The following is a 24,976-nucleotide window of genomic DNA, read 5'->3' on the forward strand; positions in this document are numbered from 1 at the left end:
GACGACACGGGATCCGAGTGGGAACCGGAATGAACGACGAGCGGCGCAGGTCCTACGTGATACGGGTGGTGGCGGCCTATGCGCTGTTCGCCTCGCTGTGGATCTACGCCTCCGACACCGTCCTCGCGCAGATCGCCGACCACGAACTGCTGATGGAGATCTCGGTCTTCAAGGGGCTGCTGTTCGTCGTGACGACGGCGGCGCTGCTGGTCGTGGCGCTTCTGCGCATGCCGGAACGCGAGGAGACCAGAACCCTCGCCCGCTCCACCGGCTCGATGGCGCCGTCGCTCGCCTTGGCGGCGGCCGTCGCGGCGGTGCTGACCATCGCCCATTTCGCCTATCGGGCCCAATCCACGACGATCCAGAAGGACGCCATCCAGAAGCTCGAGGCGCTCGCCCGTCTCGAGGTCGACGCCATCAGCCGCTGGATCGAGGACCGCCGCAGCAACGCCGAGGTGACGGCTCGCGACCCGGCCCGCCGGCAGGTTCTGGAACGCTGGGTCGACACCCGCAACTCCGATGATGCCGAAGTCCTCGAGGAAGCGCTCGTGGCGCTGCGCAGCGGTCACGAACTCCACGGCGTCGCGCTGGTCGACGCCCGCGGCAGACTGCTGCTCGGCGACGAGGAGGCCCGTTCCGACACCGACGAATATCGCAGCGCCGTCGCCCGCGCCGGCACCGGCACCCGAGTGACCCTGCTCGATCTCCATCGCCGCCCCGACGGCACCGTCCACATGGCCTGGCTCGCCCCCATCTTCGACCGAGAGATGCGGCGGGGCGACCCTCTCGCCATCCTCGTCGTCGACGTCGACGCCGCAACCTGGCTCTATCCCTATCTGGCGTCGTGGCCGCTACCGAGCCGCACCGGCGAGAACGCCATGGTCCGGCGCGACGGCGACAAGGTCCTGTCGCTCGCCGACACCCGCTTCGCCCGGAGCGGACCGCTGACCCGCCGCCTGTCGCTCGATCGCCTCGACCAACCGATCGTGCGCCACATCCTTTTCGGCGAAACCTCCGCCGCCGGCGTCGACTATCGCGGCGAACGCGTCCTCGCCGCCATGGCGACCATCCCTTCGACCGGTTGGGTGCTCGTCGCCAAGATGGACGAGGCCGAAGCTCTCGCCGACCTCCAGGGGTTGGCCTTCGGCACCGGTCTGTCGATTCTCCTGGCACTCGCCGCCGGTCTCGGCATCGCCATCCTGTCGTGGCAGCGCCAGCGCCTCGACGCGGCCTACCGCGAGATCGACCAGCGCCATCGCGCTCAGGCGGCCGAGCAGCGCTTCCGCTCCACCTTCGAACAGGCCGCCGTCGGTATCGCCCACGTCACCCTCGACGGCGACTGGATCCGCCACAACAGGCGCCTCGCCGAGATCGCCGGTTACGACGACGCCGAACTCGTCGCGGTGCCGATCGTCGAGATCCTCCATCCCGACGAACGCCGGCCCGTGGCGCGCGCCTTGCGCCGTCTCGTCGCCGGTGAGAACCAGGTCGTCGCCGCCGAGCGCCGCATCCGTCACCGCGACGGCTCCGTCGTCTGGGTGGCGATCACCGCGTCGCTGGTCCGCGACACGCCCGAGTCCGACCCCTACGTGATCGCCGTGGTCGAGGACGTCTCGGCCCGCCACGCCACCGAAGACGCGCTCAGGGAGAGCGAGGAACGCTTCGACCTCGCCATGCGCGGTTCGGCCGAAGGGCTGTGGGACTGGAACATCGCCACCGGCGCGGTCTACCGCTCGCCCCGTTGCCGCGAGATCCTCGGCTACGGCGCCGAAACCTCGGGCGAAGAGCGCGAGGGTTGGTTGGCGTGGCAGCATCGCATCCATCCCGACGACGCCGCGGCCACCACGACCCACCTGCGCGACATCGTCTCGGGTGATACCGACACCATCGCCGTCGACTACCGTCTGCACATGCCACAGGGTGACTACCGCCACCTGCTGACCCGCGGCTTCGTCGTCCGCGACGCCTCCGGCCACGCCGTCCGCATGGTCGGCACCCATTCCGACATCACCGATCGCAAACGCCAGGAAGCCGACCTGCGCCGCGCCGCGGCGGTCTTCACCAACACCCAGGAAGGCGTGGTCATCACCGACGCCACCGGTCACGTGATCGACGTCAACCCGGCCTTCACCACCATCACCGGCTGGAGCCGAGACGAGATCGTCGGCGACAACCTGCGCGTCCTGCGCTCCGGTCGCCACGACAGGGCGTTCTACGCCGAGATGTGGAGGACGATCGATCGCGTCGGCCACTGGCAGGGCGAGATCTGGAACAAGCGCAAGACCGGCGAGATCTTCCCCGAGTGGCTGACGATCTCGAGCGTGCGCGACGAAGCCGGACGGATCGTCAACTACCTCGGCACCTTCGTCGACATCGGCCCGCTGAAGCAGTCCGAAGCCCGCCTCGCCCATCTCGCCCACCACGACCCGCTGACCGATCTGCCGAACCGCATCCTTCTCCTCGACGTGCTCGACCATGCCATCGAGGAAGCCCTGCACGCTTCGAAAGTCGGCGCCGTGCTGTTCCTCGACCTCGATCGGTTCAAGAACGTCAACGACAGCCTCGGTCACGCCGCCGGCGACGAGCTGCTGTGGCTGGTGTCGCGGCGTCTGCGCGAGGTGCTGCCCGATCACGCCATGCTCGCTCGCCTCGGCGGCGACGAGTTCGTCGGCATGGTGCGCGACATCGGCGGGCGCGACCCGGCCGCCGAACTCGCCCTCCGCCTGATCGAACGGCTGAACCAGCCCTTCGTGCTCGCCGACGGCCAGGAGATCTTCATCTCCACCTCGATCGGCATCTCCCTCTTCCCCACCGACGGGGTCGTCGCCACCGAGCTGATCCAGCATGCCGACACCGCCCTCTACGAAGCCAAGGGCGCCGGACGCGCCACCCACCGCTTCTACGAGGAGGTGTTGACCGCCGCCGCCGCACTGCGCCTCGAGACCGAAGCGGGTCTGCGCCGCGCGCTGGAGCGCGACGAATTCGAGCTCCACTACCAGCCGCAGGTCACCACCGCCGACGGGCGCGTGCGCGGCGTCGAGGCGCTGATTCGTTGGCGCGATCCGATCAGCGGCCTGATCCCGCCCGACAACTTCATCCCGATCGCCGAAGAAAGCGGCCTGATCATCGCCATCGGCGAATGGGTGCTGCGGACCGCCTGCCGGCAGATGCGCGAATGGCTCGACGCCGACATCGGGATCGAGACCATCGCCGTCAACCTCAGCCCGCGCGAGTTCCAACGCGCCGACGTGCCACGCCGGATCGCCGACGTCCTCGCCGAAACCGGCGTGCCGGCGCATTGCCTGGAGATCGAGATCACCGAAGGCGCGCTGATGGACCAGGGCGCCGAGGCGGAACGCCGCCTCTCCGCGCTGCGCGCCCTGGGCGTGCGCCTGTCGATCGACGATTTCGGCACCGGCTGGTCGTCACTCGCCTATCTGCGTCGCCTGCCCATCGACAAGCTCAAGATCGATCGCAGCTTCGTCGCCGACATGCCCGACGATCCGACCTCGGTGGAGATCGCCTCGGCGATCATCTCGCTCGCCCGCAACCTCAAGCTCGAGGTCCTGGCCGAGGGCGTCGAGACGCGCGCTCAGTTCGACGAGTTGGTGCGGCTCGGCTGCGATCTGGTCCAGGGCTGGTTCTTCTCCCGGCCGCTGCCCGCCGCCGACCTGCCCCTGCTCCTCGGCCGCCCCGGCGAACGCCGGGCCGAGTCCGGCCGGCCGAAGGACCTTCGCCGGCGCAGCAGCTGACCTTCGCCGCGACCCCGCCGCCGCGTCACGCCGGACAGTGGCCGACGCCGCGATTTTGGTGTTAGCTCGTCGCCGGCCGGTTCGCCGTGACCGGCCGGTGAGGGAGACCGATACAGCATGACCTTGACCAAGGTACTCGTCGCTCAGGGGGGCGGGCCGACCGCCGTCATCAACCAGTCGCTCGTCGGAGCGGTTCTCGAGGCTCGCAAGTTCCAGAACGTCGAACTGGTCTACGGCGCCTATCACGGTGTCCGCGGCATCGTCGACGAGGAGTTCCTGGACCTCACCCAGGAGACCAGCCACAACCTCGAGATGGTCGGCCATACGCCCTCATCCGGCCTCGGATCGACCCGTGACAAGCCCGATCTGAAGTACTGCCAGGAGATCTTCAAGGTCCTGCGCGCCCACCAGATCAGCCAGTTCTACTACATCGGCGGCAACGACTCGTCCGACACGGTGCGCATCGTCTCCGAGGAGGCGAAGAAGGCGGATTACGACCTGCGCTGCATCCACATCCCCAAGACCATCGACAACGATCTGATGGTCAACGACCACACCCCCGGCTTCCCCTCCGCCGCCCGCTTCGTCGCGCAGGCCTTCATGGGCGCCAACCTCGACAACGCCGCCCTGCCCGGCGTCTACGTCGCCGTGGTCATGGGCCGTCACGCCGGCTTCCTCACCGCCGCCTCGGCGTTGGGCAAGAAGTTCCCCGACGACGGACCGCACCTCATCTACATCCCCGAGCGCCCCTTCATCGTCGACAGGTTCCTCGCCGACGTGAAGGCGACCTACGAGAAGTACGGCCGCTGCATCGTCGCCGTGTCGGAGGGCATCCACGACGAGAACGGCGTGCCGATCATGACCACGCTGATGAAGCAGGTCGAACACGACGCCCACGGCAACGTCCAGCTCTCCGGCACCGGCGCGCTCGCCGACCTGCTGTGCGAGGAGGTCAAGAACAAGCTCGAGATCAAGCGCGTCCGCGGCGACACCTTCGGCTACCTGCAGCGCTCCTTCATCGGCTGCGTCTCCGACGTCGACCAGCGCGAGGCGCGCGAGGTGGGTGAGAAGGCGGTGCAGTTCGCCATGTGGGGCAAGGCCGACGGCTCGGTCACCATCCATCGCACCGGCTTCTATTCGGTCGACTACCAGCTCACCCCGCTCGAAGCGGTCGCCGGCAAGACCCGCACCATGCCGGACGAGTTCATCGCGCCGTCCGGCAACGACATCACCGACGCCTTCCGCCTCTATCTGCGCCCGCTGCTCGGCTCCGGCATGCCCGACGCCTACCGGCTGCGCCTCAACCGCGTGCCGAAGATCCTCAACGGCAGCTGACACCATCGGTCATCGACGATGACCGATGGTATTCCTGGCGTGAATTTCTCATGCCTCTGATGCGAATGAGAAATTCGCGTGTCTTCAGAGGCCGGGCGCGTCGGCGCCTTCGGCCTCCGGTATGAGCCGGCGACGCCCCCGAAAGACGAAGAGAGGCGGCGGACCACCGGTCCGCCGCCTCTCGCGCATTCGTGTCACCGTCGAGCGACGGATGGACGTCCGGTCTCACTGACCCTTGACGATCGGCCCACCGCGGCGGGTCCAGTCGATCATCGCGCCGGAATAGTCGGCGATGTCGTCGCGGCCGACAGACGGCAACGCCTGGGCGAGCCGGCCGGTGCGGTTGCCGGAGCGGCACATGATCACCACGGTCTTTTCGCCACGCTTGGGCAGGGCCGCCGGCGTCAGCTTCGACAGCGGCAGGTTGATGGCGCCGGGGACGTGGCCGGCGACGAACTCGTCGGGCTCGCGGATGTCGACCAGCACGATCGACTGCTTGGCGAGACCCTCGACGACCTGCTCGTAGGTGACGGTCTGGGCGGACCACGCCGAACCGGCGGAAACGGCGAGGGCGAACGAGGCGGCGGCGATGCTGCGAAGTCTCATCGGGCGATCTCCGGGGACGCTTCGGGGGCGTCGGAACGGGGACTACGGGCGGAAGGGTGACTTCATATCAGGCTTTCCGCATGTGTTCAGCTCCCATCGTCGCGACTCACGCGCTGTTGATGGATGCGACGCAGCATTGACATTGCGATGCAACAGAGTCACCGATGAGAACCCGTCGCGCCTCGGTTCCCCTCCGTCGCGGCGACGGAGGTCTCTCGTCGGGGTGGCGGCCCCGCTTCGTGTCGGACGTCCGCACCACCGGCGACGTTCGACGGCCCGAACCGGCGGAGGATGTCATGATCGGCGTTTCCGACATCGAATCCTGGGATGACGACGTCCGCGCCGGTGCGATCGCCGATCTGCGCCGCGCCGGATGGGATCGCGCCGCCCGCGGCGACGCCCCGACACCGCGGGCGCGCCGCCTGCTCGCCCGCTTCCGCGTCGGCGAGCCGTTGACCACGCGCGAACTCGCGGATCTGCGCGGCGTTCTCGTCGGCACCTGATCCCCTCCCCGCTCCGCATCGCGAGCGCATCTCCCCTGTCCGACCGCCGCCGCGTGGTCGGAAAGCTTGACCACGGCCTCTCCCCCGAGGAAAGTGACACCCGCTTCACGACCACGACCCGTCGCCGGACGGGCGTGACCAGACCTCGAAGACGAGGCATCGGGAGGACGGGAATGGATTCGCTCGACGCGCCGCCGGGGACCGACGACGGCGCCGTATCGACCATCCGCCTCGATGGCGTCCGCATCGCGTTCCGCCTCGAAGGCGGCTCCACCTACGAAGCCGTAGCCGAAACCTCGATCGAGGTGGCCGAGAACGAGTTCGTGGCGATCGTCGGCCCCACCGGCTGCGGCAAGTCGACCCTGCTCAACGCCGTCGCCGGCCTGCTGAAGCCGGCCGCCGGCTCGGTCACCGTCTTCGGCCGGCCACTCGTCGGCCTGTGCCGCGAGGCCGGCTACCTCTTCCAGCAGGACGCGGTGATGCCGTGGAAGACGGCGCTCGACAATGTCGCCCTCGGCCTCGAGGTCGCCGGTCGGCCGCGTGAGGCGGCGCTCGACGAGGCGCGCGCCTGGCTCGCCAAGGTCGGCCTCGCCCGTTTCGCCGATCGCTATCCCCATCAGCTCTCCGGCGGTCAGAGGAAGCGCGTCGGCCTCGCCCAGGTGCTGATCCGCCATCCCAAGATCCTGTTGATGGACGAGCCCTTCGGTCCGCTCGACGCCCAGACCCGCCAGATCATGGGCAATCTGCTGCTCGACCTGTGGGCCGCCGACCGCAAGGCCGTGCTCTTCGTCACCCACGATCTCGAGGAGGCGATCGCGCTCTCCGACCGCGTGCTGATCATGTCGGCCGGCCCGCACGCTCGCATCATCGGCGATCACCGCATCGATCTCGCCCGTCCCCGCGACACCTCCGACATCCGCCTCGACCCGCGCTTCCACGAGCTGCACCGGGCGATCTGGGGCCAGTTGAAGGCCGAGGTGATCAAGACCTACGGGGAGACGACCCCATGAGCCGCACCAAGCTCCTCTTCCTCCAGGTCATGGTCGGCGTCGTCCTCGTCGCCCTGTGGTGGATCGGTTCCAACGTGAAGATCTTCGGCGTGCTGCTGTTGCCGCCGTTCTTCTTCTCGACGCCCGGCGAGGTCTTCGCCCGAGTGGTGCGCCTCTTCGCCACCGGCGTGATCTGGAAGCATCTGTGGGTGACGCTGCTCGAGACGGCGCTGGCCTTCGCCATCGGCGCTCTCGGCGGCATCCTCTTCGGCTTCTGGTTCGCCCGCAAACCCAACGTCGCCGCGGTCTTCGACCCCTACCTGAAGATGATCAACGCCCTGCCGCGCGTCGTCCTGGCGCCGATCTTCATGCTGTGGCTCGGCCTCGGCATCTGGTCGAAGGTGGCGCTCGGGGTGACGCTGGTGTTCTTCATCGTCTTCTTCAACGTCTATCAGGGCGTGAAGGAGGTGAGCCCGGTGGTGCTGGCCAACGCGCGGCTGATGGGCCTCAACGAGCGGCAGCTGTTCCGCCACGTCTATTGGCCCTCGGCGCTCTCCTGGATGTTCTCCTCGCTCCACACCTCGGTCGGCTTCGCGCTGGTCGGTGCGGTGGTCGGCGAATATCTCGGCTCCTCCGCCGGCCTCGGCTACCTCATCCACCAGGCCGAAGGCGTCTTCGACATCGCCGGGGTCTTCGCCGGCATGTTCGTCCTCGCCGCCTTCGTCCTGATCATCGACTGGGGGGTGAGCCACATCGAGGATCGCCTGCTGGTGTGGCGACCCCGGAACTCGTTGAACGACGCCTGACGCCTTCGAAGGGCATCGGCGAGAAATCCATGAAACCGGTCCATCGATGCGACCGGACGACCACAGGGAGAATGCGCGATGAAGCGTCTGATCGGACTGGTTGCGGCGGGCCTCGCCGTCCTCGGCGTGGCGGGAACGGCCGTGGCCGCGCCCCCGGAGAAGCCCAAGCTGGAGATCGGTGTCGGCGGCAAGCCGCTGCTCTACTATCTGCCGCTGACGCTCGCCGAACGCCTCGGCTACTTCAAAGACGAAGGCCTCGACGTCACCGTCAACGACTTCGGTGGCGGCTCCAAGGCGCTCCAGGCGCTGATCGGCGGCTCGGTCGATGCCGTCACCGGCGCCTACGAACACACCATCCGCATGCAGCAGAAGGGCCAGGACATCGCCGCGGTGATCGAACTCGGCCGCTTCCCCGGCATCGTACTCGCCGTCGCCACCGCCAAGGCCGACAAGGTCGCGTCGGTCGCCGACCTGAAGGGCATGAAGATCGGCGTCACCGCGCCGGGCTCCTCGACCCACCTGACCGTCACCTATCAGATGATCAAGGCCGGCCTCGCGGCCGACGACGCCTCCTTCATCGGCGTCGGCGGCGGCGCTTCCGCCGTGGCGGCGCTGGAGAACGGCAACGTCGACGCCATCTCCCACCTCGATCCGGTGATCTCCAAGCTCGAGGCCGACGGCGCCGCCAAGGTGCTGGTCGACACCCGCACCGAAGCCGGCACCCGCGCCGTCTTCGGCGGCACCAACCCGGCCGCCGTGCTCTACCTGAAGCGCGACTTCATCAAGGCCAACCCGAGCACCGTCCAGGCGCTCACCAACGCCTTCTACCGGACGCTGAAGTGGATCGAGAAGGCTTCGCCCGAAGAGATCGCCGCCAAGGTGCCGGAAGAGTACATGCTCGGCGACAAGGCCCTCTACCTGAAGGCGCTCAAGGCCTCGATCCCGACCTATTCGCAGAACGGCCTGATCCCGCCGGAAGGCATGGACTCGACCATGAAGTTCCTGCAGACGACCGAGCCGAGCTTCAAGGACGCCAAGATCGACGTCTCCGCCTCCTTCGACCCGACCTTCGTCAAGAAGTCGGCCGCGACGGTGAAGTGATACCGAACGGATGAAGTTCCGACCTGTTCGGTACTTCATCCGCGAAGGCGAGCCCGAACGGGCGTCGGCCGGCCGGGCCGTGACGCTCATGAAATTCGGACTCACCGAATTTCATGAGCCCGGTATGACATCGGCCGGGCGGCGGGATGGGAACGGTCGCAGCCGCTCCACCTCGCCGCCCGCGCCTTGCCGACGCGCGAATGTGGAGAGGACGGCATTCCCACTTTGCGTTCGCCGCGATCCGCGTTATACGCAGCTTCGTCCACCGGCGCTCCGCGCCGATCGACCCGGCACCCGTAGCTCAGCTGGATAGAGTGCTGCCCTCCGAAGGCGGATGTCAAGTCCGGCAATGTGAACGAGTGAGTAAAAAAGTAGAAGTAAAACAGTAACTTGCGGGCTTCGATTTTTGGGGTTAACACTCGCTCGAAAACCGCGTAAGCACTGCGTAAGCAGTAGGCACCCATAGCTCAGCTGGATAGAGCGCCACCCTCCGAAGGTGGAGGCCTCAGGTTCGAATCCTGATGGGTGCGCCATTCTCCCCTAATCGTTGATTGCTGGTTCTTCGAAACGGGCAGAGAATCTCCCGTGCTGCGGCGGATGGCGAGAATGTCAGCGGGAAATTCACCAGCGAACGATAATCCCTTTCTCGCAAGCTAGTCTCTACGGTGAAGGTGACATCGGCCAAGGTGCCTAGGTCAAGCACCTGCTCCATAGTTTTATCGGGGCGGAGCCGCAGACTTCCTGAGCGAACAGGACCAATCGACTAGCTGTGTGCGAACATGCTCGGGACGAAAGCCAAGTCCGATGAGGCGGCCGGTCAGCCGGGGCAACAGTGGCGACCGGGCAATCAGGCGCATGAAGAGAGGAGGCTTCGGACTTCGTGCGCTGTCTGCCTCACCCGCACGCTTTCGGCTGCGCATCATCAGTTGTAGTTTTTGGGTCGCTCTGGTTGGAAAGGCGCGTCGGCGCTGCACGGCCTCCAGCAAGCGCGTTTTCATTCGTCCTTCGCGCAAGGCTTCAGCCAGTAGGTTGGCCGTCGCTATAGCGTCCTGAATAGCGAGGTTCACACCAACGCCGCCAATCAGCGACATGGCGTGTGCGGCATCCCCGATAAACAACAGGCCGGGTTTCCACCACGTCTTCAGGCGGTCGATCCGAACGCTCAGCAGATGCACGTCATCCCAAGAGCGGATCTCCTTGAAGCGGTCCGCAGGCAAAGGTGCGACCTCAGCGATCCTTGCGCGAAGCGCACCAATTCCGCCGTCCTTCAGCGCGTCGACGGTCCCCTTGGTGATGACGTAGCCGCACTGCCAGTAGTCGCCTCGGTCGATCAGAACCAGCCCCTGTCGCGGGCCGGCATGGCTCATCGCTTGCTGGGGATCGCCGGCCTTTTTCGAGACCTTCATCCATAGAATATCTGTGGCCGTGCCAAAGCTCTGAAACTCAAGTCCCGCAGCCTTGCGGGTGGCGGAATTGCGTCCGTCGGCACCGATTACGAGATCGGCATCAAGAACCAGATTGCGGTCGCTCTGGCGAGCATTCACGCCGACAACTCGACCTGCTTCCCAACGGAGCGACGTTATCTCGGTCGACATCAGCAAGCGGAAGCGCGGAAATCCCGCTGCCTTCCGTGCCAGAAAATTCAGGAAATCCCATTGGGGCATGAACGCGATGAACTTGGCGCGCGTCGGCAGTTTGGAGAAGTCTGCGATCGTGACCTTGCGTCCTTCGATCTCAGCGTGGAGCTGATAGGCTTTCTGATGGGGAAGCGTGAGAAGTTCGTCGAGATAGCCAAGCTCGTGCATTGCTTCGAGTGTCGAAGGATGGATGGTATCTCCACGAAAATCGCGCAGGAAGTCCTGGTGCTTCTCGATGACCGTTACGTCGACCCCGGATCGGGCCAGAAGGAGTCCGAGCATCAGGCCGGCCGGTCCCGCCCCCACGACGACGCAGCTCTGGCTCCTTTCCAGATTGGAATAAAGGTATCTCAACTCCATACCTCCTGTCGTTTCGAGGCTAGTGGAGGGGCTTATCCGCATGATCTGTCGCCGTGCTGCAGCAATAGGGCGCGTCGTCCCCATCGCTCTCGCCTTCGGCGACCCGCTTGATCACCTTTTCAAGGTCTTCCAGTTGAGCGATCTTCTCCTCGACGGAAGCGAGCTGCTGTTTTGCGATACGGAGTGCCTCGGGCGAACGCGAGGCCGAGACGTCGGCTAGATGAAGCAGATCCCTGATCGCATCGATGTCAAACCCGAGATCCCGCGCCCGGCGAATGAACAGTAATCGTTTGACCGCATCATGATCGTAGCGTCTCTGATTGCCCTTGTTTCGCAAGCCCTCGGGCAAGAGACCGATCTGCTCGTAATAGCGGATCGTTGGAATCTTGACCCCCGTGATCTGGGAGAGTTTGCCGATGCCCAGGTCCATGGCTGTTGTCCTTTCTGAAGGGTGGTGCCAGTTCATGAATGGGTTTTCCGAGCGCGATGTTCGCCGTTGCTACGATTGGTTCCGGCCGGGCAAAGCCGCCCGTCAAGTTTGACGGACGGCTTCTTCGACGGGAGGGATCAGTAGCTCTCGGCTGGTATCAGGGGGCGTGAAGACGTGCCGTCGTCACGTTCGTCGTCGTTCGACTTCGCCCCCTTGAAGCGCAAGAGCCGGAGCGCATTCAGCGTCACGATCGCGGTGGCGCCGGTATCGGCGAGGACTGCGATCCAGAGGCCGGTGATCCCTAGGACGCTGGTAACGAGAAACAGGCCCTTCAGCGCCAAAGCGAAGACGACGTTCTGATGGATGTTGGCCATTGTCGCACGGGACAGCGCCACAAGATGGGCAACATCCGTCACTCGGCTCTTCAGCAGGGCGGCGTCCGCCGTCTCGATTGCCACGTCGGTTCCGCCGCCCATGGCGATCCCGACATCGGCGGTTGCGAGCGCAGGGGCATCGTTGATTCCATCACCGACCATAGCCACCTTGGTCGTTCGTTTCATCTCGTTCACGAGATCGAGCTTGTCCTGCGGCAGAAGCTCGGCGCTCCATTCGATACCAAGACCCTTGGCGATCGCCTGAGCGGTGCGCCGATTGTCGCCGGTCAGCATCACGGAACGAACGCCCATCGCTTTGAGCCGGGCAATCCCCTCGGGCGCGTCTCGCCGCGGTTCGTCGCGCAAGGCGATCAGGCCGATTGCTTCCCGCGTCCCCTCATCAAAGAGGACGGCAACGGTGTTGCCGCGATCTTCGAGCCCTTCGATTGCGCTCTGCTCGTGCTTACCGATCACTACCACGTTCGCGGCATGGCTCGGGGAGCCGACGGCAAGGCGGCGCCCGACGACCGTGGCATGGACTGCCTTCCCGGCCGTCGCAGAGGCGTCCTGCGCCGGAGGGACCGCTATGCCGGAAGCCTCTGCTCGGTTGATGATCGCCTTGGCAAGCGGATGGCTGGAACCCGTCTCGACCGCTGCCGCCAATGCGATGACGTCCTTCTCCTCGTTCTTGCCGAAGGCCACCGTTTCGGTGACGCGCGGCTTGCCCTCAGTAAGCGTCCCTGTCTTGTCGAAGGCGATAGCATTCACCTTGCCGATGGTTTCGAGGGCGTTGCCGCCCTTGATCAGCAGGCCGCGGCGGGTGCCGACGGCAAGGCCCGAGGCGATCGCCGCAGGCGTCGAGAGAACGAGCGCGCAGGGACATGCGATCAGCAAGAGCGCGAGGCCGCGATAGATCCAGGTGTCCCAATCGCCGCCCATCGCCAGTGGCGGCACGATGACGATCAGCGCAGCGATCAGCATCACGGCCGGGGTATAGTAGCGGCTGAAATTCTCGATGAAACGTGCGGTAGGAGCCTTGGCGGACTGAGCCTGCTCGACGAGCTGGATGATGCGCGAGATCGTGTTGTCGGCAGCGGCCTTTTCGACGCGAACCTTGAGAACGCCATCGACATTGATGGACCCAGCATAAATGCTCTCGCCCTTGGCTTTGGCGCGCGGGACCGATTCTCCGGTGATGGGCGATTCGTCGAGGCTGGAAGTGCCTTGGACGATCTGTCCGTCGGCCGGCACTCGGTCGCCGGGCCGCACAAGAACAAGGTCGTTCACGCGCAAGGAAGTCGCCGGGACGCTGCGCTGAGCGCCGCTGGGATCAAGCAGAATTGCGGTCTTTGGCACCAGCGACGCAAGGGCCTTTATGCCAGCGCGAGCGCGTCCGGCTGCAACGCTTTCAAGCAACTCGCCGACCGCGAACAGGAACACCACCGCAGCCGCCTCTTCGGCCTCGCCGATCACCAAGGCGCCGATCGCGGCCACGCTCATCAGTGTCTCAATCGAGAATGGCGACCCTGACGTCGCGAGAGCAAACGCCTTGCGGGCGAACGGCAGGACGCCTGCGACGACGGCGAGTGCAAAGATCCACTCTGCATAGAGGGGGATAAACTGGGCGATGAGGTAGGCCGAGCCCATCAGCAGACCGAGGCCGATGACGTGCTTGCCCTTGCGAGTCTGCCACCAGCGTTGATTGCGCATGGCTGGCGCGGGCGCAACGTCCACGGCGACGTCGGACGAAGACGAAAGTTCGCGTGTGTTGGATACCCCGAAGCCGAGGCTCTTGATGGTCCTTTCGATGTCGGCAACCTTGGTGCCCGAGCCGGGAACCAAGTTGAGTTCAAGCATTTCGGTCGTGAAGTTCACGCGAATGTCGGAAACATCGGGCATTCTTGCAAGTGCGACTTCGATCTTGCCGACGCAACTCGCGCAATCCATGCCCTCGACCCGCATCGAGACATTGGGCGGAGATGTCGGATCTGTGCGCGAGACCGGCGTTTGCGCGAGCTGACCATGATCGTGGCCACCGCAGTCGCTGTGATCATGATGATGCGCATGGTGGTGATCGTGCCCATGATCATGCTCACCGGAGCAGCCGCTGTGGTCATGCCCGCTGTGCGCTTCGGAATGCCGGGCGGGCGTCGATGGAATGACGGCGGGCGGTAGCTCGGTCACATCGAAGCCGAGCGCGCGGATCTTCCTGGCGATGTCGTTCGACGTCGTTGTGCTGGCCGTATCGCGGGAAAGCTGCAGCGTCTCGGTGGCAAAATTGACGGTAACGTCAGTGATGCCTCCCAGACGGTTCAGTGCAGTCTCGATCTTGCCGACGCAACTTGCGCAATCCATGCCCTCGACGCGAAAGCCCAAGCGCTCACCGCCGCTAGGTGCTGAAAGTCCCGTTGTCATTCCGATCTCCTTTCTCACCACGCGGTGGGCGCGTGCGCAGGCCCCGCATGGCCACGAAAGGAGTCAATACCACGATTGAACAACTATTCAAGCGTATGTTGATAGTATCGGCTTTCGCGGTTTCAGATCACTCCTCGGCGTGATCCTCGGAGATGTGCGTCGCCATGTCGTGGAGAACCTGACGGACATGCTCGTCGGCGATCTCGTAAAAGATCTGCTTGGCCTGGCGCTCGCCCTTGACGAGACGGGCACCGCGCAGCAGGCGCAGATGATGGCTGACCAGGGATAGGGACAGGTCGATTTTCTCCGCGATCTCGCCGACCGAAATCGGACCGGGCATGCAGCTCAGGAGGATTTTCAGCCGTGAAGGATCGCCGAGAAGCCGGAAGGTTTCCGCCAGGATCGTCACCTCGTTCTGCGAGAGCGAGGAATGGTCGAGGTGGCTGCGTGTCTCTGTTGCGCTCGGGGTTGCGGCCTCGGCCTGCTTTTCGACCCGTAGTTTCGGTTTACCGGCAGTCATCAGCGATTTTCACCTGTGTCTTGAGGCGGTTCACGCCCGTTTGATGGCAACGTGTCGGCCACGTCGATTTGTCTCGTCCAATCTACCGGAAGGCTGCGCGATCTCAATGCGCAACAGGCCCGATACTTCCCGATCAGCGAGTCGGAGCGATCGTAGCCGGCACCACGTCAGTCTTCATCTGCTGATGTCGTCCTGCGCTTCGGAAATTTCGACCCCGGAGCAAGAACAGCCTTGACTTTACAAGCGCTGGAAGCCGCACGCTGACGGCAATCCACTCTTCCGGGAGGCCGTTTGACGGTCTGCCGGAAGCCAATCCACGTCTAAAGCAAGAAGGGCAAGGACATGCCAGAAGCCAACACGCCACACATCCTCATCTATACGACGCCGACCTGCCCGGACTGCCATGCACTCAAGCGTTGGCTGGCCCAGCAGGGTCTCGCCTATGAGGAGCGTGACCTGACCGACCCCAAGATCGCCGAGGAGGCAAAGGCACGCACGGGTGTCAGGGTCGCTCCTATTACAATCGTAGGGTCGGAAGTTTTCTACGGAACCTTCCCAAGCCAGAAGCCGGGACTCGTCAAGGCTCTAGGTTTGACCGGGAGTGCATGATGACGACCAGGTTCGTTGATATTCGGCAGGCACGGGTCAGTCTGGAGGTCCAGGAGGGACAAACCATCCTCGACGCAGCACTTGCCGCAGGCATACCTTATCCCCACGGCTGCCGTTCCGGCCGCTGCGGCTCGTGCAAGTCACGTCTGATCGAGGGCGAGGTGGAACTGCTCCAGCATTCTCGCTTCGCCCTCAGCGAGGAAGAGAAGGCCGACGGCCTGATCCTGGCATGCCGCGCGGTGCCGCAGACCGATGCGGCTGTCGCCTGGCTTGGCAGCGATGACGATGATGCGGTTGAGGCTCCTCGACGGGTGGAGGCCATCGTGTCCGGCCTCGATGACCTTACCCACGACATCAAACTGGTGCGAATCTCGCCTGTGGATGGCTCCCCGTTGCTCTTCACGGCCGGACAGTATGCCCAGGTCGGATTCGATGGTGTGCCCGCGCGCAGCTACTCCATGGCCAATCGTCACGGCGACGACAGCCTCGAATTTCACATTCGCAAGGTTCCGGGCGGCGTCACCTCGCAGCACGTCCATGAGGCACTGAAGGCCGGTGACAAGCTGACGCTCGAATTTCCACTAGGCTCCTCCTATCTGCGCCAGCATCATTCCGGCCCGATCCTGTGCATCGCCGGCGGTTCCGGTCTGGCGCCGATCAAGTCGATCGTGGAAACAGCCCTTGCGCACGGCATGAAGCAGCCGATCCATGTCTACTTCGGCGCACGCGGCGCGCGTGATCTCTATCTCGTCGAGCATTTCGAGACCCTGGCGGACCGCCACAACAATCTCAGCTTTACGGCTGTCTTGTCCGATACACAGGTAGCCCCCCATCGGCACGGGTTCGTGACCGACGCGGTGGCCGAGGATCTCGCGGACTTCGACGGGTGGAAAGCCTATGTCGCAGGCCCGCCCCCGATGGTTGATGCGGCGATGGCAATGGCATTTGCGCGCGGGCTGCGACCCGAGGACATGCACGCCGACGTTTTCTTCACGCCCGAAGGGCAGGAAGGCTAGTCGCCTCGTTCAATGAAATCAGGCGAGAGCCTGCGCTGCGAGGAATCGCGGCGCAGGCTTTTTTCATTCATTTCAGGCGGATATGCTGAGCTCGGTCATCATGCCGGTCTGGAGATGCGGCATATGATGGCAGTGCAGCATCCAGCGCGCCGCCTCTCCGGCGTCGAGCGCGACGGTCACCATGGCCATCGGAGGAACATAAACGGTGTCGCGCCGTGCCCCATCGAAGCGCTTGCCGTTGATGTCCACGACCTGGAAGACATGGCCGTGCAGATGCATCGGATGCCCCATCATCGACATATTGTGAAACATGATCTCGACCCGCTCGCCCGTCTTTGCAAGGAGGGGCTTGTGATCTCCCCAGACCTTGCCGTCGATGGTCCAGACATAGGGCTGCATCGAGCCGCCCAGCATAACCATGTGGCTGCGCTGTGGCGCACGCGAGGGAAGGCCGTCCGAGGCGCGCAGCTTCAGCTCTTGCGACAGGTCGATGTCGAACGCAGGCGCATCCGCTTCGCCAAGCGCCGGGATCTTCTCAATGGTCGCGCCGGGCGTGGCGAGGATCAACCCCGTGCGCTCCTTCGACCCCTCGCGCGACGCAAGCACGGGCCACGCCCCTTCACCGGCAAGCTCCAGATCCAGATCGAGGCGTTGGCCCATGGCGATACCGAAACGACTGCCTTCGAGGCCCGCGATGGCATGGCCGTCGACTGCCACGAGTCTCGCAGACAGCCCACCCGTATCGATCCAGAAAACAGTGGCCGAGGCGCCGTTGATCACCCGCAGCTTTACCCGTCCGCCCTTCTCGACCATGATGATCTCCGGGTCGGACAAGGTGCGGTCGTTGGTCAGGTAGGCGTCCCAATTGTAGTCATTCAGATCCATGGCCATGCCCTGCATCGAGGACATATCCATCTGCATGCCTGAATGGTCCATCGAGGCGCCGGGGGCGGCGTGGCCTCCCATGGCGCTCATATCGTGGCCGCCGCCGTGCCCGCCGGTGATCTCCTGCATGACCTCTTCGGGCGCCTTGAACGAGAAGTCATGGAGAAACATCACGACTTCCTGGCGGTCGGCCGCCACGTCTTCGGCGCTGCGCACGATCAGCGGCGCGGCGAGCAGGTTCATCTCCTGGAGCGGGATGTGCGCGTGCATCCAGTATGTGCCGGGGAGCGGCTCGTAGTCATAGGAGCGCGTTTCGTCGGGTTGCAGCATCGGCTGTGGCAGATCCGGGACGCCATCCTGCTCGTTGGGCGGGATCTGGCCATGCCAATGGATGAGGGTCGGAACATCCAGGCGATTGGTAAGACTGGCGCGAAAGCGTTGGCCTGGATTGAGAACCAATCCCTGTCCACTCGGGCCTTCCAAGCCGAAGACTGTGGCGGCGCGTCCATTGACGTCCAGCACCCGTGTCGCGGCGCTGAGCGATATGGCGTTTTGCGCCATGGCAAAGCGCGGTAGAGCTGCTGTGGACAACGTGGCAGCGCTTGCGGCAAGAAAGCCGCGTCGTGAAATAAGTGTCATTTTCGGTCTCCTGGGAGAACTATGCTCCCTCTGAGTTCAGATCGGCGTGCGCTTATGCAGCCACTGGTTTTCAGCGAGACTGGGATTGGGAGGGCGTTCATTCCGTTCGGGGCTGAGACCGGCGAGGTTCGTCGTCTCCGGTAGTGCCCAACGCGCCGAGGTAGGCTGAATCGCATTTCCGGGCTGGTCAGACACGAACCAAGAGCCCATGCCAGAGCATACGAAGTAGCAGAAGCCATCGCTTCCGGAACAGATTCGATCTTCCTGACATGCCTCGGGAGAGGAGTATGCGGTGCGATGCGGCGCTTCGTGTTTTGAGGCGATCGTTTGGGAGACGGTGGCCATGCGGGCGCCGTGCGCCGGCACAGCCAACGCCACCGTGACGAAGGAGAAGATCATCAGCACTGCGATGAACAGACGACGCATCGGCGTCAAAACTCCTTGTCAGACAACATTCCGCGCATCCTTGGCTGGATGAATCTTATATGTCGCAACCGCCGCCGCGCATCATTGCTGACGCACCGCGGCGGTTCCTACATATCAAAATCACTGGCCGCGCGCGGCGAGCCATTCCCGCATCATAGCGATCTCACCTTCTTGGGCCGAGATCACCTCCTCGGCGAGTTTGCGGACCTCGGGGTCAGTGCCGTATTGCAGCACGATCCGCGCCATGTCGATCGCGCCCTGGTGGTGCGGGATCATGCCGCGCATGAAGTCGATGTCGGCGTCGCCGGTGAAGTCGACTGTCATGTCGGCGTGCATACGGTTATTGGCTTCGATGTAAGCCTGCGTGGATGGGTTGTCGGAGGCCGGCATCGAATGCCCCGGCATGTCGTGGCCTTGCATGGTGGTATCCGTGTTCAGTTGGCTTTGTGCGATGGCGAGGCCGGCGCTGATGGCGAGTGCGCCGCCAATGAAAATCGGGGTCAGCTTGTGCATGATCTTGCTCCTGTTCACTTCACGGTCGCCGGATAGCCAGCCTCTTCGAGAACCTGCCGAAGGGCTGCCGGGGTTGCGGTCGTCTCGACCTTGACCATCCGCTGGGCGGGGTTGGTATCGATCTTGGCGGTCGGATCGACCGACTGGATCGCCTTGGTGACGGACTTGGCGCAACCGCCGCAGGTCATGCCTTCGATCTTGAGTTCCATGAGCTTTCTCCTTTGGGTTCGGTTCTCATGGTCCTCAAGTTGGGGTTTCCAACGATGGTAAGGTCAAGAGGAAACGAAAAGGAATTTTTACCCTTGACCTTCCCATCGTTGGAAGGAGCATATCAGTGTCCGAACTCGAATTCTGACTTAGAAAGGAGGCGGCAATGGATGCCCCTGTTCGAGCTGCGGACAAGATGAATGCAGCAATTTCCCTGCCTATCGAGGGCATGACCTGCGCATCCTGCGTCGGCCGTGTCGAGAGAGCCCTGAAGGCCGTCCCCGGCGTCGCCAACGCGGTCGTCAATCTGGCGACCGAGAAGGCCAGCATCACGACGAACGACACGGTTGATCGCATAGCGCTCGTCAAGGCGGTCGAAAATGCTGGCTATGAAGTGCCGGCCAGCTTCAGTGCGCCGAAAGCTGCCCTCCTTGAAGTGCCGATCGAAGGCATGACCTGCGCTTCTTGTGTGGGGCGGGTGGAAAAGGCCCTCAAGGCCATCCCCGGCGTTGCCAATGCCGTGGTCAACCTCGCTACCGAGAAAGCCAGCATCACGACGAGCGGCCCGGTGGACCGAGCGGTCGTCGTGAAGGCCGTGGAGGACGCAGGCTACGCGGTTTCGGCAAGTTTCACCGCGCCGGCGGCGGCTTCGCTTGAGGTCGCGATCGAGGGCATGACCTGCGCCTCCTGCGTGGGACGTGTCGAAAAGGCGCTCAAGGCCGTGCCGGGCGTCACCAACGCCGTCGTCAACCTCGCCACCGAGAAGGCCACCGTCCAGGGAACCGCCGATGCTGCGGCCATCGTCGCGGCAATCGCGAACGCGGGCTACGAGGCCAAGGTGATCGCGGCGGCGACCGGGGCGGGCCAGGCCGAGGTCGATGACCGCGCCGAGAAGAAGGAAGCCGAACGCCGTGAGCTGACCCGCGATTTCACCATCGCGGCGGTTCTGACCGCGCCGGTCTTCATCCTGGAGATGGGGTCGCACCTCATTCCGGGCGCGCACGACATGATCGCCGCGACCATCGGCATGCAGAACAGTTGGTATCTTCAGTTCGTGCTGACGACGCTGGTGCTGTTCGTGCCCGGCATCCGCTTCTACGACAAGGGCCTCCCGGCGCTCTGGCGGCTGGCTCCCGACATGAACTCGCTGGTCGCCGTCGGCTCGCTGGCCGCCTACCTCTATTCGCTGGTGGCGACCTTCGCGCCGGGCTTCCTGCCCGCTGGGACGGTGAACGTCTATTATGAAGCCGCCGCGGTTATCGTCACCCTGATCCTGCTCGGCCGGTTGCTCGAGGCCCGCGCCAAGGGGCGCACTTCGGAAGCGATCAAGCGGCTGGTCGGACTTCAGGCCAAGACCGCGCGTGTCCGCCGCGACGGCAAGACGGTCGATCTGCCGATCGATTCGGTGCTGTCCGGCGACATCGTGGAGGTCCGCCCCGGCGACCGTATCCCGGTCGATGGTGAAGTCATCGAGGGCGAAAGCTATGTCGACGAGTCGATGATCACCGGCGAACCGATCCCGGTGTCCAAGACGAGCGGCAGCGAGGTCGTGGCCGGAACCGTGAACCAGAAGGGCGCCTTCGCGATCCGGGCCACGGCGGTCGGCGGCAACACGGTGCTGTCGCAGATCATCCGCATGGTCGAGGAAGCACAAGGGTCGAAGCTGCCGATCCAGGCGCTGGTCGACAAGGTGACGATGTATTTCGTGCCGGCGGTCTTCGCCGTCGCCGCCCTCACCTTCGCTGCATGGCTCTATTTCGGCCCGTCGCCTGCGTTGACCTTCGCGCTGGTCAATGCCGTCGCCGTGCTGATCATCGCCTGCCCCTGCGCCATGGGTCTGGCAACGCCGACCTCGATCATGGTCGGCACCGGCCGGGGCGCGGAGCTGGGCGTGCTGTTCCGCAAGGGTGAAGCGTTGCAACTGCTGAAGGATGCCAAGGTGGTGGCCGTCGACAAGACCGGCACGCTGACCGAAGGCAAGCCGGCGCTGACCGACCTCGAACTGGCCGCCGGCTTCGACCGGACGACGGTGCTGGGCCTGGTCGCAGCCGTCGAAGCCAAGTCGGAACACCCGATTGCCCGCGCCATCGTGGATGCGGCCGAGGCGGAAGGCATTGCACTGCCCGCCGTGTCGGACTTCGAGTCGGTGACCGGCTTCGGCGTGAAGGCCGTGGTCGACGGCAAGCGCATCGAGATCGGCGCGGATCGCTACATGGTCGAGCTTGGCCATGACGTGGCGGGCTTCGCCCAGGTTGCCGAACGTCTGGGCAACGAGGGCAAGTCGCCGCTCTATGCGGCGATCGACGGCAAGCTGGCGACGATCATCGCCGTGGCCGACCCGATCAAGGAGACGACGCCGGCGGCGATCAAGGCGCTGCACGACCTCGGCCTGAAGGTCGCGATGATCACCGGCGACAACAAGCGCACGGCCAAGGCCATCGCGGCTCGCCTGGGCATCGACGAGGTGGTGGCGGAGGTGCTGCCGGACGGCAAGGTCGACTCGATCCGCCGGCTCAAGGCCGAGCATGGCAAGGTCGCCTTCGTCGGCGACGGCATCAACGACGCTCCGGCGCTGGCCGAGGCGGATGTGGGTCTCGCCATCGGCACGGGCACGGACATCGCCATCGAGGCGGCGGACGTGGTGCTGATGTCGGGCAGCCTGACCGGGGTGCCGAACGCCATCGCGCTGTCCAAGGCGACGATCGGCAATATCCGGCAGAACCTGTTCTGGGCCTTCGCCTACAACACGGCCCTGATCCCGGTCGCCGCGGGTGCGCTCTATCCGGCCTACGGCATCCTCTTGTCGCCGGTCTTTGCCGCCGGCGCCATGGCCCTGTCGAGCGTCTTCGTCCTCGGCAATGCGCTCCGGCTCAAGACCTTCAAGGTCCAGGGCTGATGAAACCAGACAGCCGATCCTATATTTAGGGTCGGCTGTCCTTACATATGGGAGATTGTTCATGAACATCGGACAGGCAGCAAAGGCATCGGGCGTTTCGGCCAAGATGATCCGCTACTACGAGCAGACAGGTCTCATCCCGGCTGCTGATCGGAAGGACTCCGGCTACCGCGATTATTCGGCTACCGATGTCCACATGCTGCGCTTCATCCGCCGCGCGCGCGACCTCGGTTTTTCGGTGGCCGAGATCGGCGACCTGCTCAACCTCTGGCGCGACGAGACGCGACAGAGCGCAGAAGTGAAGCGCTTGGCGCAGGGCCATATCGACGCGCTGGAGAGGAAGATCGCGGATATGCAGGACATGGCCCACACGCTCACCATGCTGGTGAACGCCTGCCAAGGGGATCATCGGCCGCATTGCCCGATCCTACAGCGCCTTGAGACCGATCAGGACGATGAAGATCTTTCGATCCGGCCTCGGTCCGGCGCGGTCAATCGCTCGCTGCAATAACCGCATGCCCAAGCAGCCTTTCGGCTGCGAGGGCGCAGAGCGAGGACCTGACCCGGTGCGTCCCCGCCAAAATGGCGGGGACATTGCGTTTCAGGCTTGCGGTTTGCGTGCCGCTTGCCAGAGCAACGGCACGAGGATCAAGGCGACCGGCGGAAACAATAGCCAGTTGATTGCCGCCCAGCCCGAGTTGTGCAGGACGCTGCCTGCCAGAAACGAGACGGCGGCGGTCGTGCCGAAGACCATGAAGTCGTTTGCGCCCTGCGCCTTGGCGCGCTCGCCCGGCGTATGGCAGTCTGTGACCATCGCCGTCGCTCCGATGAAGCTGAAATTCCAGCCGATGCCCATGATGGCCAGAGACCCCCAGAAATTGATTAGCTCAAGCCCGGCCAGCGCGACGATGGCCGAGACGGCGATGAGCAGCATCCCCGCCGCCGTCACACGCTCCTTGCCGAAGCGTGTCATGAGGCGGCCGGTGACGAAGCTCGGCGCGAACATCGCCAGTAGATGCCACTGGATTCCGAGTGCTGCGCTGTCGACCGAATGGCCGGTATTGACCATCGCGATCGGTGCGGCCGTCATGACGAAAGCCATGAGGCCGTAGGAGACGACGCCGGCCGCGACGGCAAGCATGTAGCGGGGCATCATCAGGATCTGGATCAGGGAACGGCCGGAGCTTTCCGACGCGGATTGCGAAGCGGATTGCGGCGTGCGCAGCATCAACAGAATCGGGATCGACAACAACGGAAGCGCCGCCTGGCTGAGGAAGCTGCCGACATAGGGGGTGCCGGGGAAGGAATCGCGTGTCCAGATGACGAGCTGCGGACCGATTACAGCCGCGATCAGCCCACCGACCATCACCCAGGAGATTGCTCGTGCCTTCAAAGCGCCTTCGGCAGCATCGGCGGCAGCGAAGCGATAGCTTTGGACGTAGGAACCGTAGAGACCGGCGGTAAAGCAGCCGACGCAGAACAGTAGGAACGACGATACGAAGATGCCAAACGCCGCGATGAGTCCCGCTGCGAGGCCGAACAACGCGCCGAACAGATAACCGCCACGGCGCCCCCAGGCGCGCATGACGAAGGCGGCGGGCAGCGTGCCGATTGCGAGGCCGAGACCGAAGAGACTGACCGGCAGCGTCACCCATGCGGGGTTGTCGGCAAGCTGCTGGCCGACCAGGCCGCCGAGCGACATGACGATCGGCGCGCTCGATCCTCCGAGCGCCTGCGCGGCAGTAAGGACGGTGATGTTGCGCCGGACAGTTACCGTATCGTCCATTGGACCTCCCACGATTATTTGCTTCGACGTTGACATGCCGGCAAAACTCTTGGGTTTTGCGGGAACCAAACTTTTGCTCTAACGTATATATACCCATACCGGGTAGGGGTAGCTGGATGTGCAACAAAAATTCCAAGCAGATCATCGCGTCGCTCAACCGGATCGCCGGGCAGGTTCGCGGTGTCGGCCAGATGGTCGAGGACGAGCGATACTGCATCGACATTCTCAACCAGATCCACGCGGTTAAAGCCGCGCTCTCCAAGGTGGAGAACCAGGTGTTGCGATCGCATGCCGCCTGCTGCGTCGAGGAGGCGATCGCATCGGGCGATGCAGACCTTCAGCGCGCCAAGTTCAATGAACTGGTGGAGGTGTTCGCGAAAGCGAAACTTTAGATCGAAGGGATCAGACTATGGCGACCCATGCAGCCAAACGCGCCGAACTTCATAGAATGGTGATGGAAAACCATACCTGCCCCTACGGGTTGAAAGCGCTCGATCTGCTCAAGCGGGAAGGCTACGAGGTCGACGATCACCATCTGACGACCCGCGCGGAGACGGACGCCTTCAAGGCAAAGCATGATGTTCAATCGACGCCGCAGACCTTCATAGGCGGCAAGCGGATCGGCGGTTACGATGATCTCGTCCGGTTCTTCGGCGGCAAGGTCGAGGACAAGGATGCCGTTACCTACAAGCCGGTGATCGCGCTGTTCGCGATGGCTGCCCTAATGGCTTTGGCCGCGAGTTGGGCGGCGTTCGGGAACCTCGCGACGGTCCAAGCCGCCGAATGGCTCATCGCCATCGCGATGTGCCTTCTTGCCCTTCAGAAACTGAAGGACGTGGAAGGCTTCGCGACCATGTTCCTGAACTACGACCTTCTGGCGCAGCGATGGGTCCGATATGCCTACATCTATCCCTTCGCGGAGGCGCTCGCCGGCGTCCTGATGATCTCCGGTGCCCTGATGTGGGTGTCGATCCCCGTCGCGCTGTTCATCGGCGGCATCGGCGCGGTCTCGGTGTTCAAGGCGGTCTATATCGACAGGCGCGAGCTGAAATGCGCCTGCGTCGGTGGCGACAGCAACGTGCCGCTCGGCTTCGTGTCGCTCACCGAGAACCTCATGATGATCGGCATGGCGGTCTGGATGATCTTCAAGCCGATGGGCATTGGACACTGA

At 64.3% G+C, this 24,976-nt stretch carries 22 protein-coding genes and 1 tRNA gene; 13 read left to right on the forward strand and 10 right to left on the reverse strand.

Going from position 1 to position 24,976, the window contains the following annotated elements; translation table 11 throughout:
- Positions 1-29: 29 nt before the first annotated feature.
- A complete protein-coding gene (locus tag V7Q42_RS06050; RefSeq protein ID WP_333823057.1) occupies positions 30-3,752 on the forward strand; it encodes a bifunctional diguanylate cyclase/phosphodiesterase in 3,723 nt (1,240 codons plus the stop codon).
- Positions 3,753-3,869: 117 nt separating this feature from the next.
- Positions 3,870-5,087, forward strand: a complete 1,218-nt coding sequence (locus tag V7Q42_RS06055; protein ID WP_333823058.1) for a 6-phosphofructokinase — start codon at positions 3,870-3,872, stop codon at positions 5,085-5,087.
- A 225-nt stretch (positions 5,088-5,312) separates the two neighbouring features.
- Here V7Q42_RS06055 and V7Q42_RS06060 read toward each other — a convergent pair whose 3' ends face one another.
- Positions 5,313-5,693, reverse strand: coding sequence for a rhodanese-like domain-containing protein (locus tag V7Q42_RS06060; RefSeq protein WP_333823059.1), 381 nt, complete (start codon positions 5,691-5,693; stop codon positions 5,313-5,315).
- Positions 5,694-5,989: 296 nt separating this feature from the next.
- On the opposite strand from V7Q42_RS06060, the gene V7Q42_RS06065 reads away from it, so the two are divergent.
- The 5 genes from V7Q42_RS06065 (at position 5,990) to V7Q42_RS06085 (ending at position 9,625) form a co-directional block, all read left to right on the forward strand.
- A complete protein-coding gene (locus V7Q42_RS06065; RefSeq protein WP_333823060.1) occupies positions 5,990-6,196 on the forward strand; it encodes a hypothetical protein in 207 nt (68 codons plus the stop codon).
- A 173-nt stretch (positions 6,197-6,369) separates the two neighbouring features.
- On the forward strand, positions 6,370-7,206 hold the full coding sequence (locus V7Q42_RS06070; RefSeq protein WP_333823061.1) for an ABC transporter ATP-binding protein: 837 nt from the start codon (positions 6,370-6,372) through the stop codon (positions 7,204-7,206).
- Positions 7,203-7,991 (forward strand): ABC transporter permease, encoded by a 789-nt coding sequence (locus tag V7Q42_RS06075; protein WP_333823062.1) that lies wholly within the window; start codon positions 7,203-7,205, stop codon positions 7,989-7,991. Before V7Q42_RS06070 ends, V7Q42_RS06075 begins: the two co-directional genes overlap by 4 nt.
- 78 nt (positions 7,992-8,069) lie before the next feature.
- The gene (locus V7Q42_RS06080; protein ID WP_333823063.1) at positions 8,070-9,092 is read left to right on the forward strand and encodes an ABC transporter substrate-binding protein; all 1,023 of its coding nucleotides are present in this window, start codon (positions 8,070-8,072) and stop codon (positions 9,090-9,092) included.
- Positions 9,093-9,548: 456 nt separating this feature from the next.
- Positions 9,549-9,625: transfer RNA gene (locus V7Q42_RS06085), tRNA-Arg, on the forward strand.
- A gap of 183 nt (positions 9,626-9,808) precedes the next feature.
- Here V7Q42_RS06085 and V7Q42_RS06090 read toward each other — a convergent pair.
- The 4 genes from V7Q42_RS06090 to V7Q42_RS06105 form a co-directional block, all read right to left on the reverse strand.
- Positions 9,809-11,083 carry an FAD-dependent oxidoreductase gene (locus tag V7Q42_RS06090; RefSeq protein WP_240542510.1) on the reverse strand — a complete coding sequence of 425 codons (1,275 nt, stop codon included), beginning with the start codon at positions 11,081-11,083 and terminating at the stop codon, positions 9,809-9,811.
- 25 nt (positions 11,084-11,108) lie between these two features.
- Positions 11,109-11,519, reverse strand: coding sequence for a MerR family transcriptional regulator (locus tag V7Q42_RS06095; RefSeq protein ID WP_080620529.1), 411 nt, complete (start codon positions 11,517-11,519; stop codon positions 11,109-11,111).
- Between the two features lie 137 nt (positions 11,520-11,656).
- Complete coding sequence (locus V7Q42_RS06100) at positions 11,657-14,308, reverse strand: heavy metal translocating P-type ATPase (protein ID WP_080620528.1); 2,652 nt, start codon at positions 14,306-14,308, stop codon at positions 11,657-11,659.
- 127 nt (positions 14,309-14,435) lie between these two features.
- Positions 14,436-14,828 carry an ArsR/SmtB family transcription factor gene (locus tag V7Q42_RS06105; protein ID WP_080620527.1) on the reverse strand — a complete coding sequence of 131 codons (393 nt, stop codon included), beginning with the start codon at positions 14,826-14,828 and terminating at the stop codon, positions 14,436-14,438.
- A gap of 342 nt (positions 14,829-15,170) precedes the next feature.
- On the opposite strand from V7Q42_RS06105, the gene V7Q42_RS06110 reads away from it, so the two are divergent.
- Together V7Q42_RS06110 and V7Q42_RS06115 are read left to right on the forward strand one after the other, a co-directional pair.
- Positions 15,171-15,437: a glutaredoxin family protein gene (locus V7Q42_RS06110; RefSeq protein WP_080620526.1), complete on the forward strand. Its 267-nt coding sequence runs from the start codon at positions 15,171-15,173 to the stop codon at positions 15,435-15,437.
- Entirely contained in the window at positions 15,437-16,453 is a 1,017-nt protein-coding gene (locus tag V7Q42_RS06115; protein WP_080622751.1) for a 2Fe-2S iron-sulfur cluster-binding protein, read from the forward strand. The genes V7Q42_RS06110 and V7Q42_RS06115 overlap by 1 nt, the downstream gene beginning before the upstream one ends.
- 72 nt (positions 16,454-16,525) lie before the next feature.
- On the opposite strand, the gene V7Q42_RS06120 is transcribed toward V7Q42_RS06115, so the two are convergent.
- The 4 genes from V7Q42_RS06120 to V7Q42_RS06135 form a co-directional block, all read right to left on the reverse strand.
- Positions 16,526-17,977, reverse strand: coding sequence for a multicopper oxidase family protein (locus tag V7Q42_RS06120; RefSeq protein ID WP_080620525.1), 1,452 nt, complete (start codon positions 17,975-17,977; stop codon positions 16,526-16,528).
- A gap of 36 nt (positions 17,978-18,013) precedes the next feature.
- Entirely contained in the window at positions 18,014-18,403 is a 390-nt protein-coding gene (locus V7Q42_RS06125) for a hypothetical protein (RefSeq protein WP_127898013.1), read from the reverse strand.
- 120 nt (positions 18,404-18,523) lie between these two features.
- Positions 18,524-18,916, reverse strand: coding sequence for a CopM family metallochaperone (copM, locus tag V7Q42_RS06130; RefSeq protein WP_080620524.1), 393 nt, complete (start codon positions 18,914-18,916; stop codon positions 18,524-18,526).
- Positions 18,917-18,930: 14 nt separating this feature from the next.
- The gene (locus V7Q42_RS06135) at positions 18,931-19,125 is read right to left on the reverse strand and encodes a heavy-metal-associated domain-containing protein (protein WP_080620523.1); all 195 of its coding nucleotides are present in this window, start codon (positions 19,123-19,125) and stop codon (positions 18,931-18,933) included.
- A gap of 164 nt (positions 19,126-19,289) precedes the next feature.
- On the opposite strand from V7Q42_RS06135, the gene V7Q42_RS06140 reads away from it, so the two are divergent.
- A complete protein-coding gene (locus V7Q42_RS06140; protein WP_226341156.1) occupies positions 19,290-22,019 on the forward strand; it encodes a heavy metal translocating P-type ATPase in 2,730 nt (909 codons plus the stop codon).
- Between the two features lie 61 nt (positions 22,020-22,080).
- A complete protein-coding gene (cueR, locus tag V7Q42_RS06145) occupies positions 22,081-22,530 on the forward strand; it encodes a Cu(I)-responsive transcriptional regulator (RefSeq protein ID WP_080620522.1) in 450 nt (149 codons plus the stop codon).
- 90 nt (positions 22,531-22,620) lie between these two features.
- On the opposite strand, the gene V7Q42_RS06150 is transcribed toward cueR, so the two are convergent.
- A complete protein-coding gene (locus tag V7Q42_RS06150; RefSeq protein ID WP_080622749.1) occupies positions 22,621-23,805 on the reverse strand; it encodes an MFS transporter in 1,185 nt (394 codons plus the stop codon).
- A gap of 116 nt (positions 23,806-23,921) precedes the next feature.
- Between V7Q42_RS06150 and V7Q42_RS06155 the strand changes: the two genes are divergently transcribed.
- Complete coding sequence (locus V7Q42_RS06155) at positions 23,922-24,197, forward strand: metal-sensitive transcriptional regulator (protein ID WP_064790834.1); 276 nt, start codon at positions 23,922-23,924, stop codon at positions 24,195-24,197.
- A gap of 56 nt (positions 24,198-24,253) precedes the next feature.
- Positions 24,254-24,976: a glutaredoxin family protein gene (locus tag V7Q42_RS06160; RefSeq protein ID WP_230382932.1), complete on the forward strand. Its 723-nt coding sequence runs from the start codon at positions 24,254-24,256 to the stop codon at positions 24,974-24,976.

Origin of the sequence: Pinisolibacter sp. (assembly GCF_036782435.1) — a bacterium.
Classification (GTDB): Bacteria; Pseudomonadota; Alphaproteobacteria; order Rhizobiales; family Ancalomicrobiaceae; genus CALBKH01.

What these genes read in the sequence shown, in the direction of transcription:
- V7Q42_RS06110 (WP_080620526.1), top strand. Translation starts at nt 15,171, where the DNA reads ATGCCAGAAGCCAACACGCCACACATCCTCATCTATACGACGCCGACC.
- V7Q42_RS06100 (WP_080620528.1), bottom strand. Translation starts at nt 14,308, where the DNA reads ATGACAACGGGACTTTCAGCACCTAGCGGCGGTGAGCGCTTGGGCTTT.
- V7Q42_RS06095 (WP_080620529.1), bottom strand. Translation starts at nt 11,519, where the DNA reads ATGGACCTGGGCATCGGCAAACTCTCCCAGATCACGGGGGTCAAGATT.
- V7Q42_RS06055 (WP_333823058.1), top strand. Translation starts at nt 3,870, where the DNA reads ATGACCTTGACCAAGGTACTCGTCGCTCAGGGGGGCGGGCCGACCGCC.
- V7Q42_RS06060 (WP_333823059.1), bottom strand. Translation starts at nt 5,693, where the DNA reads ATGAGACTTCGCAGCATCGCCGCCGCCTCGTTCGCCCTCGCCGTTTCC.
- copM (WP_080620524.1), bottom strand. Translation starts at nt 18,916, where the DNA reads ATGCACAAGCTGACCCCGATTTTCATTGGCGGCGCACTCGCCATCAGC.
- V7Q42_RS06080 (WP_333823063.1), top strand. Translation starts at nt 8,070, where the DNA reads ATGAAGCGTCTGATCGGACTGGTTGCGGCGGGCCTCGCCGTCCTCGGC.
- V7Q42_RS06150 (WP_080622749.1), bottom strand. Translation starts at nt 23,805, where the DNA reads ATGGACGATACGGTAACTGTCCGGCGCAACATCACCGTCCTTACTGCC.
- V7Q42_RS06070 (WP_333823061.1), top strand. Translation starts at nt 6,370, where the DNA reads ATGGATTCGCTCGACGCGCCGCCGGGGACCGACGACGGCGCCGTATCG.
- V7Q42_RS06125 (WP_127898013.1), bottom strand. Translation starts at nt 18,403, where the DNA reads ATGCGTCGTCTGTTCATCGCAGTGCTGATGATCTTCTCCTTCGTCACG.
- V7Q42_RS06075 (WP_333823062.1), top strand. Translation starts at nt 7,203, where the DNA reads ATGAGCCGCACCAAGCTCCTCTTCCTCCAGGTCATGGTCGGCGTCGTC.
- V7Q42_RS06105 (WP_080620527.1), bottom strand. Translation starts at nt 14,828, where the DNA reads ATGACTGCCGGTAAACCGAAACTACGGGTCGAAAAGCAGGCCGAGGCC.
- V7Q42_RS06065 (WP_333823060.1), top strand. Translation starts at nt 5,990, where the DNA reads ATGATCGGCGTTTCCGACATCGAATCCTGGGATGACGACGTCCGCGCC.
- V7Q42_RS06140 (WP_226341156.1), top strand. Translation starts at nt 19,290, where the DNA reads ATGGATGCCCCTGTTCGAGCTGCGGACAAGATGAATGCAGCAATTTCC.
- V7Q42_RS06120 (WP_080620525.1), bottom strand. Translation starts at nt 17,977, where the DNA reads ATGACACTTATTTCACGACGCGGCTTTCTTGCCGCAAGCGCTGCCACG.
- cueR (WP_080620522.1), top strand. Translation starts at nt 22,081, where the DNA reads ATGAACATCGGACAGGCAGCAAAGGCATCGGGCGTTTCGGCCAAGATG.
- V7Q42_RS06050 (WP_333823057.1), top strand. Translation starts at nt 30, where the DNA reads ATGAACGACGAGCGGCGCAGGTCCTACGTGATACGGGTGGTGGCGGCC.
- V7Q42_RS06115 (WP_080622751.1), top strand. Translation starts at nt 15,437, where the DNA reads ATGACGACCAGGTTCGTTGATATTCGGCAGGCACGGGTCAGTCTGGAG.
- V7Q42_RS06135 (WP_080620523.1), bottom strand. Translation starts at nt 19,125, where the DNA reads ATGGAACTCAAGATCGAAGGCATGACCTGCGGCGGTTGCGCCAAGTCC.
- V7Q42_RS06155 (WP_064790834.1), top strand. Translation starts at nt 23,922, where the DNA reads ATGTGCAACAAAAATTCCAAGCAGATCATCGCGTCGCTCAACCGGATC.
- V7Q42_RS06160 (WP_230382932.1), top strand. Translation starts at nt 24,254, where the DNA reads ATGGTGATGGAAAACCATACCTGCCCCTACGGGTTGAAAGCGCTCGAT.